This window comes from Pseudoalteromonas prydzensis (assembly GCF_001661495.1).
In the GTDB taxonomy this organism is placed as follows: Bacteria; Pseudomonadota; Gammaproteobacteria; order Enterobacterales; family Alteromonadaceae; genus Pseudoalteromonas; species Pseudoalteromonas prydzensis.
The window spans coordinates 136,687-152,914 of record NZ_BDDT01000009.1 but is presented as its reverse complement, the minus strand read 5'-3'; the positions used below and the strand labels follow the sequence as shown (position 1 = coordinate 152,914).

General features: G+C 38.5%; 11 protein-coding genes and 1 pseudogene. 10 read left to right on the top strand and 2 right to left on the bottom strand.

Annotated elements, in window-relative coordinates:
- Window positions 1-511 (bottom strand): reverse transcriptase domain-containing protein (locus tag A7968_RS15880; RefSeq protein ID WP_503826080.1); only part of this gene is annotated, 511 nt, incomplete at its 3' end.
- Between the two features lie 177 nt (window positions 512-688).
- Here A7968_RS15880 and A7968_RS15875 point away from each other — a divergent pair.
- From A7968_RS15875 to A7968_RS15830, 10 genes and pseudogenes are all read left to right on the top strand, one after another.
- Entirely contained in the window at window positions 689-1,693 is a 1,005-nt protein-coding gene (locus tag A7968_RS15875; protein ID WP_208855845.1) for a transposase, read from the top strand.
- Between the two features lie 276 nt (window positions 1,694-1,969).
- Window positions 1,970-2,497: pseudogene (locus A7968_RS15870) on the top strand (transposase); the annotation flags it as partial.
- Window positions 2,498-2,721: 224 nt separating this feature from the next.
- Window positions 2,722-3,393, top strand: coding sequence for an RDD family protein (locus tag A7968_RS15865; RefSeq protein ID WP_064667545.1), 672 nt, complete (start codon window positions 2,722-2,724; stop codon window positions 3,391-3,393).
- Between the two features lie 271 nt (window positions 3,394-3,664).
- Window positions 3,665-3,910 carry a GNAT family N-acetyltransferase gene (locus tag A7968_RS23440; RefSeq protein WP_208855844.1) on the top strand — a complete coding sequence of 82 codons (246 nt, stop codon included), beginning with the start codon at window positions 3,665-3,667 and terminating at the stop codon, window positions 3,908-3,910.
- Between the two features lie 702 nt (window positions 3,911-4,612).
- Window positions 4,613-5,530 carry a carbohydrate kinase family protein gene (locus A7968_RS15855; RefSeq protein ID WP_064667544.1) on the top strand — a complete coding sequence of 306 codons (918 nt, stop codon included), beginning with the start codon at window positions 4,613-4,615 and terminating at the stop codon, window positions 5,528-5,530.
- A 227-nt stretch (window positions 5,531-5,757) separates the two neighbouring features.
- Complete coding sequence (locus A7968_RS15850) at window positions 5,758-8,697, top strand: SusC/RagA family TonB-linked outer membrane protein (RefSeq protein ID WP_064667543.1); 2,940 nt, start codon at window positions 5,758-5,760, stop codon at window positions 8,695-8,697.
- A gap of 33 nt (window positions 8,698-8,730) precedes the next feature.
- Window positions 8,731-10,440: a RagB/SusD family nutrient uptake outer membrane protein gene (locus A7968_RS15845; protein WP_064667542.1), complete on the top strand. Its 1,710-nt coding sequence runs from the start codon at window positions 8,731-8,733 to the stop codon at window positions 10,438-10,440.
- 50 nt (window positions 10,441-10,490) lie between these two features.
- A complete protein-coding gene (locus A7968_RS15840) occupies window positions 10,491-11,828 on the top strand; it encodes a sugar porter family MFS transporter (RefSeq protein WP_064667541.1) in 1,338 nt (445 codons plus the stop codon).
- Window positions 11,815-13,827, top strand: coding sequence for a glycoside hydrolase family 32 protein (locus A7968_RS15835; RefSeq protein ID WP_064667540.1), 2,013 nt, complete (start codon window positions 11,815-11,817; stop codon window positions 13,825-13,827). Before A7968_RS15840 ends, A7968_RS15835 begins: the two co-directional genes overlap by 14 nt.
- 58 nt (window positions 13,828-13,885) lie before the next feature.
- A complete protein-coding gene (locus A7968_RS15830) occupies window positions 13,886-15,094 on the top strand; it encodes an oligosaccharide MFS transporter (protein WP_064667539.1) in 1,209 nt (402 codons plus the stop codon).
- Here A7968_RS15830 and A7968_RS15825 read toward each other — a convergent pair.
- Window positions 15,072-16,067 carry a LacI family DNA-binding transcriptional regulator gene (locus A7968_RS15825; protein WP_064667538.1) on the bottom strand — a complete coding sequence of 332 codons (996 nt, stop codon included), beginning with the start codon at window positions 16,065-16,067 and terminating at the stop codon, window positions 15,072-15,074. The two genes, A7968_RS15830 and A7968_RS15825, sit on opposite strands and share 23 nt — an antisense overlap.
- Window positions 16,068-16,228: the final 161 nt, after the last annotated feature.

Below are 16,228 nucleotides of genomic sequence, written 5' to 3'. Positions count from 1 at the left end.
TCTTTAGCGCCTGTTCGTGGATCTGCACTTGACCGTAACGGAAGGTAAACCCGAGAAATTTCGAGCCTGATACAGGACCGACCCGACTTTTCGATTCATTCACTTTGAGTTTTAATCGCTTAGTGATGAACGCAGTAATTTCCTGTTGGATTATTAGTCCTTCGCTTTTGGTTTTTACTAAAATGATTATGTCATCAGCGTAACGTGCAAACTTAAGTTGTTTGTAGGTTAGCTTCTTATCTAATTCATCGAGTAAAATATTGGAAAGTAAAGGGGATAATGGCCCGCCTTGAGGGACTCCTTTGGTTGACTCAAACCACAGACCTGTTTCGCGCTCTGCGATCCCCGCTCGTAAGTATTTACCGAGTAGGCGCATGAGTGCTTTGTCTTTGATTTTACGACCAACACGATTCATCAGCATGTCATGGTTTACTTCATCAAAGAACTTGGACAAGTCGATATCAACCGCTGTTTTATAACCTTGTTTAACACAAGATTGAACATAGTTCACTGCTTGACAGGCTCTTTTATGAGGGCGATAACCATAACTATGTGGTGAAAATTGAGGCTCAAAATAAGGGAAAAATAGGAGGGAAAAATAGGACAGGCACATTTTTTTGCAAAATTTTTGCAAAATTCATAGCATCAACTACTGTTGTTATACACAGTTTAACTGGAGTTGATATGTATGACCCGGGCAAGAAAAAAGCTTATTGATTTAGCGTCCACGCCTTATTATCACTTAATCTCACGATGCGTTAGGCGAGCGTTTTTGTGTGGTGACGATAAATACACAGGTAAAAATTTTGATCATCGTCGGGAGTGGTTAGTAGAGCGAATAAAGTTTTTAAGTAGTATATTTGCTATAGAAATAGCAGCCTACGCGATTATGAGCAATCACTACCATCTTGTTGTGAACGTTAATCGGCGTCAAGCACTTGATTGGTCTGATGATGAAGTAATTAACCGTTGGTATCAGCTTTATAATGGCCATGTTTTGGTTGATCGCTACTTAAATGGAGAGCAGTTAGATAAGGTAAGTTTACTCTTTTTCAACGAGGTCATCGCTAAATGGCGAGAAAGACTGTATGACATAAGCTGGTATATGAAAAACCTCAATGAATACATTGCCCGCGAAGCCAATAAAGAAGATAACTGCAAGGGCAAGTACTGGGAAGGGCGCTATAAATCACAAGCATTATTAGATGAAACCGCAGTGCTTAGTTGCATGGCCTACGTTGATTTGAATCCTATCAGAGCAAACATAGCCGATACGCTTGAAGACAGTGATTTTACCTCAATTCAAGAGCGTATAGCGCATTTCAAAGCCTTCACTATGGACAAAGTTAAAGTGGATCAGCCTATCAAACAAAAAGATAATATTCAGTATGAAAGCCAGCCATCTCAGCTAAAACCATTTGGTGGCAGCCATATCAAAAACACGATCCCTTTTGCCTTACTTGATTACATTGAATTAGTTGATTGGAGTGGTCGTCACATAGATCCAAAGAAAAAAGGGCATATCAAGAACGCTGTGCCAAAAGTGCTACTCACTTTAAAAATAGAAGAAGCGCAATGGCTTGAATCAATAATGCGATTTAGGCAGCAGTACTCAAATTTCGCAGGCAGCAAACAACGGTTAAAACAACAAGCCGCCAGCAACGATGTGAAATGGTACAAAGGCGCAGGCTGAAAGAGGAGTTGTAGCTTCCTTAAGTTGTTGATGAAAATTTAAATCTCTAAACTATATTTGTTGGCTAAACTCCCCTCCAAGCTACTCAATTCTTCATTTTGTTATAAGTGAGTGTTTAAAAAACACTGGTAAGGTGGCCTATAACGATACAGTTGTTAGTTTATTTGTCATAAATATACGCCTGTCCTTTTTTCTCTGTTTATAACGATACAGTTGTTAGTTTATTTGTCATAAATATACGCCTGTCCTTTTTTCTCTGTTTTTTTCTCTGTTTGGTTTAAAGAAAGCGAAACCTATGAGACAGAACAAGAAAAGCGCCGACTAAAACGCAGCAAAGGCAAGCCACGATTATTTACCTCAGACGACTTCCATTATGATGAGACGACACAAACCTGCCGCTGTCCCGCAGGCAATGAAATGTGGCGAAGCGGTATAAATGTAAACAGCCACAACCAAAAATACACCCGATTCTGCGGTTACTTAAAAGATTGCAAGGTATGCCCACTGCAACAGCAATGTATGCGAAAGCCACCTATAAAAACAGGACGGCAAGTTCAGTTTAAAAATGATGAATCGCGTAAAAAGCTAAGCTATATCTACAAAATGAAGGTCAAAATAGACAGCCCAATCGGGCGACGGCAGTACAGTAAACGACTTGGCTGTATAGAGCCGGTGTTCGGGAATATTACAGTTAACAAAGGCATGAATAAATTGACCTTACGCGGTCAAACGAAAGTGAATGCCCAATGGCAACTGTATTGCTTAGTTCATAATATAGAAAAGCTGCAAAACAGGCTGCATTAAAAAAGGGGAGCCCTTTTAAGCCGAAATATAGCGACTTAAGCACCTGTAATTCCCTCTAAAACAGCCATTAAAACAATCGTACATTCTCTTTTTCTATTTTAAGTAAACTAGCGATAACTGATTGAACCAAAATAGGAAGTCGGCTATGGTTAATGCATCAATAAAAATAAATTAAAAACGAGTTATTCTACAGCCTCGTTATGTACATAAGGAATTATCAAATAATGGATTATGAACCAAACTTTTCAGAATATTCTTATGACGAATTATTAGATGCTGAAAAACATATCGATAAAGAAGCCTATCCCGATCGATATGAAAAAGTAATAAAGCTCTTAAACGATCCAAATCATATACCCGAAGGCAAAGTTGAAGCCCTTAAAGAAATTGAAATAGATAAATATTCTACATTCTGGCCACGTTTTTGGGCGGCAACAATTGACGGTATCTTATTTGCCATACTTCTGTATATCGAGTGTTTAATATTTGGTGTTGAATACAGCACTCAAGATAAGTTTCTTCAAGCCTTAAATGGTGTTCAATTCGCAATATACGCTATTTTTATGCACGGTTACTTTGGCCAAACTCTTGGAAAAATGTTTATGGAAGTTAAGGTACTAAATCATGCTACTGAAACCGAGATTAATGTTAAACAGGCGCTCCGAAGAGAATCGGTTAATTTAGTACTCAATATTTCTTGGGTACTAATTATTTTAACCGTTGCCACAACACTAGAAATGACCGGAGCTATTTCTGTAGGTTTATCTTATGCGGTTATTGGTTTTGGTATTTTAGCTTTAGTGTGGGGAATATCTGAGTTCGTTACCATGTTATTTAATGATAAACGCAGGGCTGTACATGATTATATTGGTAAAACAGTTGTAGTACGTACATAACAAGCAATTAAAGCGGGACTTTTTACAGTTTGCTCGGTTTCGCTTCGCTACACAATTTTAGCAAACTATTAAAAAGCCCCTTACTGTGGGCGTTGAGGCATTTATTCAAGTATGACGATAATTTCTAGTTTTTCTTCTGATCAAATGAAACAAGTCCATCAATTGTATAAAGAAGTCTGGTGGAGCAAAGAGCGTTCACTCGAAGATACAATAAATTGCGTCCAAGGATCTCAAATTTGTATTGGTATTCTTGATGACAATGATCACTTAATTGGCTTTACTCGAGTTATTAGCGATTTTATATAAAGCAATCATATTTGATGTCATTGTTAGTGAGGCTCATCGTGGTAATGGCTTAGGTCAAAAGCTTATGAACTTGGTTAAAGGTCATAAGGAACTACAAAAGGTTAAACATTTTGAATTATATTGTTTACCTGAGATGGAAGCGTTTTATTCAAGTTTTGGTTTTTCAACTGATGTAGGTGGTATTAAACTTATGCGGTGTACCAATGCCTAATCGGGTAGCCGGAGGTCTCTAACCTCCAGCCCCCACACCACACATCATGCGCTTTCTATTAGCAGGAAGTGCAATGGGCGGTTCATCTCCCGTAATGAATATTGATCCAAATACCTCTCAATGACGCTAAACCTTATAAAGCTAAGTAGTTATTGCTTACGGATCCATTGTTCTAAATCCACCGTTAGTTGATAAGCGTGGCTATTCGGTAATAGTATTTCAACCGCGCAAATACATCTGGATCTAGAATCTGTATTACTCTAAAGCGCAGCGCCTCTTAGCCTCTTTGTGAATAATTCACTAAACTTTTTTGCACAAAGAGAAGGGAATGAGAAGTAAATGAAGGTGAACTTGAAGGCTAATATTGATATGTGAAAACGCATTGCGCAAATAAAGGTATGTTTTCTCATCAATTAACCGATTGAATCAAAATAACTCACACGCATATTATTTGTTTTATTTACAAGTTGCAGATAGACAATAAATTAATTTTATCACTCCAAATAAACAACGTTGTCTTTTTGGTCTTGAAATGGAATAATATCTAGGCCACATTTATTTAACAAAGATATCAACATTTAGCACTTTCAATTTAAATGTGTAGTTATTGAAAGTTGTATTTAACTTGAATTTGGTGAAAGGTAAGTTGAACGTAGTCTAATCCGGCTATTCTATAATCGGAGCGTATAAGGAAACTATTGAATGAGTATAATTATAAATGAAAACATACCTAATAAAATTAGTCTTGTTTGCTTTGGGGAGGTCCTTTGGGACTGTTTTGGTACAACCAAGCGATTGGGTGGCGCACCTTTAAATATGTGCTTTAGGGTTAAATCTCTTGGAATTGACGCACAAATGATAAGTGCGGTAGGGGAGGATGAGTTAGGTAATGCTCTGCTTGACGAATTAACAGAGAAAAAATTGACTACAGAGTACATTGCTGTAAACCCAAACAAAAAGACCAGTACAGTCCAGGTAACACTTGATAGCCATGGCTCTGCTAAGTACGAGATTATGCCTGACACTGCCTGGGATAATATTGCTTTAACTAAAGAAATTATCAGCAAAGTTGAATCGACGGATATTTTTGTGTTTGGTAGTTTAATTGGCCGTACTGAAACTTCATTAATGACCTTAAAACAACTGCTTGGACATGCAAATTTTAAAGTGTTTGATGTAAATTTGCGCACTTCTCATTACCAGCTTGATAATTTAATAGAGTTAATGAATAGAGCAGACTTTATCAAGCTAAATGATGAAGAACTTTATGAAATCGCTAAAGGAATGGGGTGTAAATATCATTCTTTAGAGCAAAACTTAGATTTTATAGCAAAACAAACAAATACTGAGTTCTTGTGCGTGACGAAAGGCAGCCATGGTGCTTTATTATCGATTAAAGGTAAGAAGTACTATAATTCAGGCTATCTGATCGATGTTGTTGATACTGTGGGCGCTGGAGACTCGTTTTTGGGAGCTTTAATTTATCAACTGTCTATTCATGATGATGCGCAACAAGCAGTTGATTTTGCGTGTGCAGCTGGTGCTATGGTTGCTCAACAGCTAGGGGCAACACCTGATTTAACGTATCAACAGATCTTAGAGTTTATTGACCCATGTTAGCGTATAGCGTTGTGATTCAAGTGATACACATTTTTAACAGATTTTTGTTATTTATATTGAATAGATGTTTTTTTAATGTTAAAAAGACAACGTTGTTTATTTTTATTGGTCTAGCAAACTAAGTTTAAAGTATAAAAAAGGTATTTTTTTATACTTTAAAGACAACGTTGTTTATTTGTATATTGAAATCAACACTAATAAGTAAAATTACAATAAGGACACACACAATGCTCGTATTTCAAAAAAACAAACTTGCAGTAAGTGTTAGCGCTATACTGCTGGGTTGTTCGTTACCATTAAGTGTTTTTGCTGCCGAACAGCAAAAAGATGAAGCTAATACTACTGATGGCATTGAAATAATTGAAGTTTCATATGGTTATGGAAGTGTTAAAAAACAAGATTTAACAGGTGCTGTGAGTACCGTAGACCTTGAAGATGTCGTTGACCAGCCTTCAGGTAATATAATGCAGAACTTGCAAGGAAGAGTACCAGGCCTACAAATTACCACTAATGGATCTCCTGCGGCTACAGCAACAGTGCGTATCCGCGGACAAGGTTTAGGACCATTGGGTAATAATGATCCCCTTTATGTGATTGATGGAATTCCAACTAAATCGGGGATGCATGAACTTAATAGCCATGATATTGCAGATATACAGGTTCTAAGAGATGCGGCAGCAGCAAGTATTTTTGGTGCACGCTCTGGCAATGGGGTTATTGTTATCACGACAAAAAAAGGCTCTGAGGGGCTCGATTTTAATTTTTCTTTCAATCAATCATATGATGATTTTAATTATGAGCTAAACCCATTAAATACACAGCAAAGGGCACAAGCAGTTTGGCAAGCAGCAATAAATGACGGATCAGATCCAAATGCCGCAAGTTCTCTTTATACTTATGATTGGAATAATGATTTTAATAACCCTCAATTAAACAACGTTGTTTTTCCTGAATTTACTGATGCAGCACAGTTACAACGCCCTGCTGATACAAACTGGTTTGATGAAGTTACGCGCTCTGCAAAAGTAACCGATCTTAACTTTTCAGTTTCAGGTGGTTCAGACAAAGCTTCAATATATAGTTCACTCGGGTATTACGGCTCAGAAGGCGTTGTTGATGGCTCAGAGTTTGAACGAATAAGCTTTCGTGTTAACTCTGATTATCAGCTAACAAATAAACTTAAGATTGGTGAAAACTTTATAGTGACAAACCAAGAATCAAACTTGGTTAATGATCTGGCTGGTAATATTTTAAATTTAGCTATAGAGCAACAATCTATCGTTCCTGTGTACAACGAGGAAGGTGGCTGGGGAGGGCCTGTTCCTGGTGTAACTGACCGTGATAATCCAGTTAGAATTATCGAAATGAACCGTGATAACGTTAGTAGATTCAATAAAGTAATGGGAAATATTTTTGTTGAATATGAGGCAATAGAAGGTTTAACGTTAAAAAGCTCTATCGGTTTAGATTACGGGCAATACTACTTCAGAAACTATACCCGTGCTTTTCAAGCCGGCTCGTTAAACTATGGTGATCAGCTTTCAGTCACAGAAAATTGGAATAGCAGTTTTAGCTGGACTAATACCGCGGAATATAAACTTGATTTAGACGAAAATCATTTTACGTTTTTGGTCGGCACAGAACAAATAGATTATGAGTATGAAGGATCTGTTGGTTTTGGTTCAGGCTTTGCGTCTGATGACCGTGATTACGCACATTTATCACAAGCAACGGGTGATGTTCGTGTGGAGGGGGATGGTGATAAATGGTCTCTTAACTCTTATTTTGCGCGTATGGACTATAACTTTGATGATCGTTACTTAGCAGGTTTAACAATTCGTCGTGATGGCTCATCTCGTTTTGGTAGTAATAATAGCTACGGTAATTTCCCAGCTATTTCTGCAGGTTGGGTGATCAGTAACGAGTCCTTCTATGATATTGAATTTTTATCAACTTTAAAGCTGCGTGCTAGTTGGGGCAAAACGGGTAATCAAGAAATACCTACCGATGCAACATATACAACCTACCTAAGTCGTTATGCAACACAGTCCCTATTCACTGATCAGCAAGATGAAGGGACCGCTTATGATATAGGCGGTGCTAATGGCGGAACGCTACCATCAGGTTTTGTTAAAGCACAAACAGGCAATGATGACCTAAAATGGGAAACATCAACGCAAACCAATATAGGCCTCGATTTTGGTATGCGTTACGAAACCATATACGGCAGTATCGATTGGTTTGAAAAAACCACAGAGGATATTTTAACGTTAACCAATCCACTTGCAACATTAGGCGAAGGCGCTCAGCAATGGGTCAATGGTGGCACGATTGAAAACTCTGGTTTTGAGTTACTCATTGGCTACGCCGATTACCTTACTTTTGATAGCTTAGATGGCGATATTGATGTTGATATTAGCTTTAACATTTCTTCAGCTAAAAATAAGGTTGTTTCATTACCTGAAGACGTTGTGAATTCATTTGGTGGTAATGGTGATGATAAAACGATTGTTGGTCATTCAGTTAACTCTGTTTATGGTTATGTCGCTGATGGTTTATTTCAAAACCAAGGTGAAATAGATGCTCATGCAGCGCAATCGGGTGCGGGTTTAGGTCGAGTTCGTTGGAAAGACTTAGATGGTAATGGCGTGATTGATGAGAATGATCAAAGTTTCTTTGCTGATACTGATCCTGATTTTATGTATGGATTGAATATGAATTTCAAATACAAAAATTGGGACTTCAATATGTTTTGGCAAGGTGTTGAAGGAGGGCAAATACGTAATGGTTGGCGTGGATTTACTGACTTCACATCATTAAATATAGGCTCTAACTATGGTGATCGCGTTCTTGATGCATGGTCAGTTAACAATACTGACACTAATGTACCGGCATTAACTTTAATTGATAACAATGGTGAGGGCCGTCAATCAAGTTTGTTTTGGGAAGATGGCAGCTATCTCAAGCTTCGCAACTTATCTATCGGTTATACACCTGACGAACAGTGGTTAAGCCAATACGGTATTAGTTCTGCACGCATCTATTTGCAGGGAAGTAACTTATTGACCATTACGCCATCAGGGACGCTAAGCCAGGATCCTGAAACTCCAAACGGTAATTTTCCAATTCCAAAACGTATCACGTTAGGCGTGAACCTTTCTTTCTGATTTATTAAAACGACAACGATACGAGCACATATTATGAAAAAAATTAAAACACTATTTACAGCTGCTACACTCGCGCTTTCTTTAGCATCGTGTGGTGGCTCTGATCTTGATGTTGCACCTTCTGGGGTATTAACTGAAGAGCAAGTTTCTAACAGTGAAAATGTAGATGCGTTGATTATTGCTGCCTATTCATATCTTGGAAACGATCATTATACTGCGCCTAACTTTTTATGGCCGACAGGAAACTTACGCGCCGGAGACGCCCACAAAGGTGGTAATGGACCTGGTGATATTTTTGCTTATCATGCCTTGTCTTTATATCAGCCTATAGTGCCTGATATGGAGTCTTTCCCGCCAGATTTAATTGATTTGAACAACAAAAAGTGGGTACGAAATTACACCGGTATTTCAAGAGCAAACTCAGCATTAGCGGTAATCGCAAATGCGCCAGATGCAATCGAAAACAGTGCTGCAAAACAATCCGAACTACGGTTTATTCGTAGTATTTTCTACTTTGATTTAAAAATACACCATAAGCACATCCCATGGATTGATGAAACAATGACACAAGATCAAATTCTTAGCGCTACTAATCGTGAGCTAAGCGATCAAGAGTTATGGGATAAGATTGCAGCAGATTTTGAGTTTGCCGCAGACAATTTACCACAAACTCAAGAGGATGTTGGGCGCGCTTCAGCGTTATCAGCTAAGGCATATCTAGCTAAAACATTGCTCTACCAAGCGTATGAGCAAAATGAGTTACATCAAGTTATTAATATTAATAAAGATAAACTTGTAAAAGTAGTGGCCCTCGTTGATGAAATTGAAGAGGCCGGCGTGTATGGCTTATTTGATGATTACGCGAATAACTTTTTGTTTGAAAGTGAGAATGGTAAAGAATCAGTTTTTGCTATTCAGCGCTCTTTAAATGACGGCTCTCCAGATGGACGTGGTAGCTGGCCTAGTGCATTAAATGCGCCGATGGCTGGTGGTTTTGGTTGTTGTGGTTTCCATGTTCCAACTGACAATTTTGTTAATGCGTTTAAAACAGACCAACAAGGCTTGCCGTTATTTGGCTCTTTTAACGACTTTAATTATGACATGACTAGTGATTCAGTTGACCCTCGCTTAGATCATACCGTGGCTATGGAAGGCAAACCGTTTAAATATGATGAAACGCTAATTCATGGTGGTGATAGCTGGGCACGTGCCCCTGGTATTTATGGCAATTTTACAGCGATGAAAGACTTGGAGCATCCTGATTGTAGTTGCCGTGGAGAAAATGGCCCTTTCCCTATCTTCTCACTTAATACGCCATTAATTCGATACTCAGATGTGCTTCTTTGGAAAGCAGAAGCATTAATTGAGTTAGACAGATATGACGAAGCATTGCCAATCATTAACCGTATTCGTGAGCGTGCTAAACAAAGCACTGATAAATTAAATAACGCGAGTATTTATAACATTGGCTTACATACGAGTTTTGATTCTAAAGAGCAAGCAAGAGCGGCACTGCGCTTTGAGCGACGTTTAGAATTAGGCCTTGAAGGACATCGCTTTTTTGACTTAGTTCGCTGGGGAATAGCGAAAGAAACAATTGATAGTTACTTAGCTATTGAAGCCGTACGTAAACCTTATTTAGTCGATGCTATTTTCACTAAAGGAAAGCATGAATATTTGCCTATTCCAAACCAGCAAATGATTTTAAGTGGTGGGTCGTACACACAAAACCCAGGTTATTAATAGTGGTGGGTTTCGGCCCACCTTTTAATCGTTAAGTTTTAAGAGTGATTATGAAAAAAATTATTTATTGGTCAGTCACCGTTGCCGTTGCTGGTTTTTTATTCGGCTTTGATACCGCGGTTATATCCGGTGCGGATAAACCTATTCAAGCGTTATGGAATACGAGCTCGTTATTTCATGGCTTATTTATTATGTCTTCAGCTTTATGGGGAACACTACTGGGTGCCTTAACCGGTAATTACCCATGCGATAAGTGGGGTAGAAAACCCACATTAGTTTTAGTTGGGGTGCTGTTTTTAATTTCGGCACTTGGCTCAGCTATGGCACCTGAAGCATATAGCTTCGCTTTGTTACGATTTATTGGTGGCGTGGGAGTCGGGATTTCTTCAATTGTTGTACCTGCTTATATTTCTGAGATTGCGCCTGCAAAGTACCGAGGGCGTTTGGTCGCGCTTTATCAGTTTCAAATTGTATTTGGTATTTTAGTTGCGTTTGTTTCTAATTTTTTAATCGCAGGAACATCCGCAATTGATTGGCGTTTAATGTTAGGTGTGGAGGCAATACCGGCCTTAGCTTATTTATTAATGATCATTAAGGCACCTGAAAGTCCACGTTGGTTAGTGCAAAAGAAAAACGAAAAAGCTAAAGCGCGTTCAATCTTAGTGACTTTAGGTGAACAAAACCCAGACCAAGTATTAAATGACATTGAACGGGACAAGTTACAAAACAGTCAATCTAAGCTATTTGGTGGTAGTTACAGTAAGCCTGCGTTATTTGCATTTTTATTTGCTGCATTTAATCAATTATCTGGGATTAACTTTATTATTTATTATGCTCCTCGAGTATTTGAACTTGCGGGATTGGATGTAAATCAATCATTGCTTTCCGGCGCTGGTATTGGCGTGGTGAACTTATGTTTTACCATGCTTGGTTTATCATTGATTGATAAATTTGGTCGCCGTTCGCTGATGTATATCGGCTCAATTGGCTACGTTATTTCTCTTTCGGTAGTTGCGTGGGCGTTTAGTACTGAATCTGGCGGCTTAACGGTTGTAGCCTTTGTATTTGTGTTTATTGCCGCTCATGCAATAGGGCAAGGTACCGTTATTTGGGTCTTCATTGCGGAAATATTTCCTAATAAAGTGCGTTCGAAAGGGCAATCGCTGGGCTCCGGTACGCATTGGTTTTTTGCCGCAGCAATCACTTTACTTATGCCATTTTTCTTAGAACGTTTTAGTGCCACTGAAGTATTCACTTTCTTTACTTTAATGATGTTAGGGCAATTGATTTTTGTTGCGTGGTTTATGCCAGAAACAAAAGGACGCTCTTTAGAAGCAATTTCATTAGATACCAATAATAACCAAGGAACATTAGATGCGAACCGTTAATTTAGTTTTAATTTCATCATTTTTGGCAGCATGTAGTATGACAAACCAAACTGAAAAAACAGCCCCTATGGGTGTAGATAAACCTAGCAAAGAGGCGTTTCGTCCTGCTTTTCATTTTACCCCAGAAAAGCATTGGATGAATGATCCCAATGGTATGGTTTATTACCAAGGTGAGTATCATTTATTTTACCAGCATAACCCTGATTCATCTGTGTGGGGGCCAATGCATTGGGGGCACGCAATTAGTAAAGATATGGTTAATTGGCAGCATCAAGAAATTAAGCTGTTTCCTGATCAGCACGGTACTATCTTCTCTGGCAGTGCGGTAGTTGATTGGCAAAATAGCAGCGGCTTTGGCAGTAAAGAAAACCCACCATTAGTGGCTATATTTACCTATCACGATGATAAAAAGGCGGCACAGGGGGCGATTGATTTTCAAACACAAGGCATAGCATATAGCACCGATAAAGGCCGTACTTGGATAAAATACGCTAATAATCCGGTATTAAAAAATCCTGGGATCCGCGACTTTCGTGACCCTAAAGTAAGCTGGCATGAAGATACTCAGCAATGGGTTATGGTATTGGCTCAAGATGATCATATTGGTTTTTACAGCTCAAAAGATTTAAAAACATGGCAGTTTGAAAGTAACTTTGGCGCTGATTGGGGCAGTCACGCAGGTGTATGGGAGTGTCCAGATCTTATTCGTGTGCGTATTGAAGGTACCGACGAATATAAATATGTTTTATTAGTGAGTATCAACCCTGGGGCGCCAAATGGCGGCTCAGGTACACAATACTTTGTTGGCGATTTCGATGGTGAAAAATTTGTATTAGATAGCGATTATCAAAAAATGCTTACAGCAACACCAGCTGTTTTCCCCCAAGGGCTTGACTTTTCCAACTTCAAAAATGGCCTAAAAAATTGGCAAGTATCTGGTGACGCATTTCATATAGTTAATGATCAACCAGCGAATACGATTGCTAGCTCTTTTAAAGATTCGGATAAAGCGACAGGCACCTTAACCTCAAAATCATTTGCCATCGACCATGATTTTATTAACTTTAAAATTGCAGGCGGAAAGCATCACAATAGTACCGCAATACAGTTGTTAGTGAATGGAGAAATAGTTAAAACCGCAAGTGGTAATAATACGGGTACACTAACGGAGCGTTCTTGGAACGTGAGTCAATTAAAAGGCCAGCAAGCTTATATTAAAGTAGTAGACAATGAACGAGGTGATTGGGGGCATATAAAAATTGCTGATATCGTATTTTCTGATAAAGCAGCAAATGAAAAGTACGAACCTTCAATATGGTTAGATTACGGCACTGATAATTATGCTGGTGTAACTTTCTCTGATGTTCCAGACGGTAGACACTTATTTATGGGGTGGATGAGTAACTGGCAATACGCAAACCAAGTTCCTACGGAGGTATGGCGCAGCGCAATGACGATCCCCAGAGAGTTAAAGTTATTGCAAACGCCAGCAGGCCTGCGTTTGGCATCTCAACCTATTAAAGAGTTAGATAGTTTATTGAGTAACACACAACAAAAGGCAACCCTAACTGGCGCGAATAGCTATCAGTTAGATGAGCTTTTTACTGTTGAAGCTGGGCAATTTAAGGTGAGCTTTAGTGTAGCAAACACTGAACAAGTTACTGATATCATCCTTAGCTCTGCAACGGGTGAATACACTAAGCTGCAGCTAAACCCAGCTCAAGGACAACTAATACTTGACCGAAGACAGTCGGGTTTAAAAGACTTTGAAGATGGTTTTGCGTCTTTACAAACTGCGCCATTACAAAAGGGCCTTGAGTATTATGATGTTGATATATGGGTAGATAAAGCATCGGTAGAAGTATTTGTTAATAAGGGAGTTAGCTCTATGACCTCGATCGTTTTTCCAACCTCTCCTTATAATAAAATACAAGTCAGTGCTGAACAGCCTTTGTCGCTTAGTGACGTAAAACTAAACAATATAGCAATAGAAAAATAACCTTTGAAACGACTCTATAGTAATATAGGGTCGTTTACTTTTTAGAAGGCTATGCGATATGAGTAGTAATTATCGGCTATTAAGCGCCATATTCTTTATTTATTTTATGGCATGGTCTTTTTCATTTTCATTTTTTCCAATTTGGCTTAGTCAGGAGGTAGGCCTCAATAGTGCTAAAGTTGGGGTCATCTTTAGTATCAACTCCATCATGGCTTTACTCGTAATGCCTTGCTATGGCATTTTGCAAGATAAGCTTGGTTTACAAAAAACACTGCTTTACTTCATTGCATTTTTTATAATGTTAATTGGCCCATTTGTTAGTTATGTATATGCCCCCTTACTACACACGCATTTTTATCTGGCTGCTATTTTAGGAGGTGCTGTTTTCTCATGTGCATTTTTAGCTGGAGTGGGAACACTTGAAAGTTATATAGATAAACAAAGTCGCTCGACGAACTTTGAGTTTGGCAAAGCACGAATGTGGGGCTCACTTGGCTGGGCCATGGCAAGTTACTTTGCTGGTCTTTCCTTTAACTTCGCAGCAAATTTAAATTATTGGTTATCAAGTATTGCGGCGGTTGCCTTAGTGGGGCTATTGGTTTTTGTTAAAGTAGCAAAACGTCAGCCTGTATCAGCACCTGCTCGAACTTTTTCTCCCGTACAACTACTTAAAGCATTTTTTAAAATCGCAGGATTATGGCGCTTAAGTGTGTTTGTGATCGGTGTAAGTTGTATTTATGCCGTTTTTGATCAGCAATTTGCTATTTACTACACTTCCTTTTTTAAAACACCAGAGCAAGGTAGGGAGTTATTTGGTTATTTAACATCAGCACAAGTATTGTTAGAAGCTATTTTCTTATACTTAGCTGTTAAGTGGGTTAATTATTTGGGGGTGAAAAAATCTTTGCTATTGAGTGGGGTATTGATGGCATTAAGGATATATTGTTCAGGGATTGTGAGTGATTCAATAACGATTAGTTTGTTGAAGCTGTTACATGCAATTGAATTACCGCTGATGCTAATTGCATTGTTTAAATATATAAACATGCACTTTGAAGCTCGTTATTCAGCCATGATCTATATAATCGGCTTTCAATTTACAACGCAATTGATGGCATCAATTTTAGCTGTTGTTGTCGGTGTTGTGTACGATAATTTAGGCTTTGCGTTAGCTTATCAATACTTGGGACTGATTGTGTGTGTGTTTATCGTATTATCGCTTTTTACATTAAAGGCAGATGTTATTAAAACGAATCACGAGAAATAAGTTTAAATGGTAGGCTGTGATGAACAATATCAGTGCGCTGCTCTATAAGATACTCCATTGCCCAACGTCCCATTGCATGATGTGGTAATGCCATAGTCGTTAAATTCGGTTGTAATAATTCAGGAATACTGCCCCAATCATCAAAACTAGCTATACCAATATCCTTACCAACGATCATTCCTTTATCATGCACAACAAAGTAAATTTCTAGCGCCATGGGATCTTGACCACATATAATCGCATCAGGTTTAAACTCGTCTATCACTCGCGCTGCAGACTCTCTCGATGTCGAAACCTCACTACCATCAGCTTGGCCAATAATCACCGATTCAATGTGTAAATCATCGAGCGGTAAGCCATGCTTTTTAAATGAATTTATAACCCCTAGCTTACGACCTTTGGCTGCAACTATATTCTCATTTAAGTTTAAGAAAGCAATTCGTCGATAGCCTTTACGGATTAACGCATCCGTAATATCTTCACCAGCTTGTTGTTCATCAGGTACTACACAGGGAAAGTTATTCAAAGCAGGGAAACAGTTAGCTAAAATTGTTGGTATTTTTTTTAGTTCATCAGCGATTGCAACTTGGCGATGATACATTGCTGAATATATAACCCCCTCTACGCGATACTCTAAAAGACTCTCGATAGCTCGGTCTATACTCGCTTGGGTTTCGTTAACATTGAGGATCAATAGTTCTTTATTTTTCTGCCACGCAATTTCTTGGGCACCACGGATAATATCAAAAGTATAAGGAACGCTAAGCAGTTCATCAGCAATAATTGCGTAAATATTTGAGTTTTTACGTCGTGTTAAACTTGCCGCACGATTAGGGCGATAACCTAATTCTTTTATAGCTTTAAGCACTTTCTCGCGGTTAATATCTTTGACTGTTGGATCATTATTGACCACTCGAGATACAGTTTTAAATGAAACACCTGCGTGGACAGCGACTTGTTTAATTGTAACCATACTAGAATAAGACCCTCTTTGAATAAAAACAGTATAACAGCAGATTGCATTTTATTTATATGTTTTTGTTAAGGTTTGAGTTGTGTTGTTATCTAAAGATAAACTTATTCAGAGGCTTACTTTTAAGTTATTGAGGCGAATTATACTCATGATGTAAGAAC

Coding starts and splice junctions, on each gene's coding strand:
- A7968_RS15875 (WP_208855845.1), top strand. CDS start 689: ATGACCCGGGCAAGAAAAAAGCTTATTGATTTAGCGTCCACGCCTTAT.
- A7968_RS15865 (WP_064667545.1), top strand. CDS start 2,722: ATGGATTATGAACCAAACTTTTCAGAATATTCTTATGACGAATTATTA.
- A7968_RS15855 (WP_064667544.1), top strand. CDS start 4,613: ATGAGTATAATTATAAATGAAAACATACCTAATAAAATTAGTCTTGTT.
- A7968_RS15850 (WP_064667543.1), top strand. CDS start 5,758: ATGCTCGTATTTCAAAAAAACAAACTTGCAGTAAGTGTTAGCGCTATA.
- A7968_RS15845 (WP_064667542.1), top strand. CDS start 8,731: ATGAAAAAAATTAAAACACTATTTACAGCTGCTACACTCGCGCTTTCT.
- A7968_RS15840 (WP_064667541.1), top strand. CDS start 10,491: ATGAAAAAAATTATTTATTGGTCAGTCACCGTTGCCGTTGCTGGTTTT.
- A7968_RS15835 (WP_064667540.1), top strand. CDS start 11,815: ATGCGAACCGTTAATTTAGTTTTAATTTCATCATTTTTGGCAGCATGT.
- A7968_RS15830 (WP_064667539.1), top strand. CDS start 13,886: ATGAGTAGTAATTATCGGCTATTAAGCGCCATATTCTTTATTTATTTT.
- A7968_RS15825 (WP_064667538.1), bottom strand. CDS start 16,067: ATGGTTACAATTAAACAAGTCGCTGTCCACGCAGGTGTTTCATTTAAA.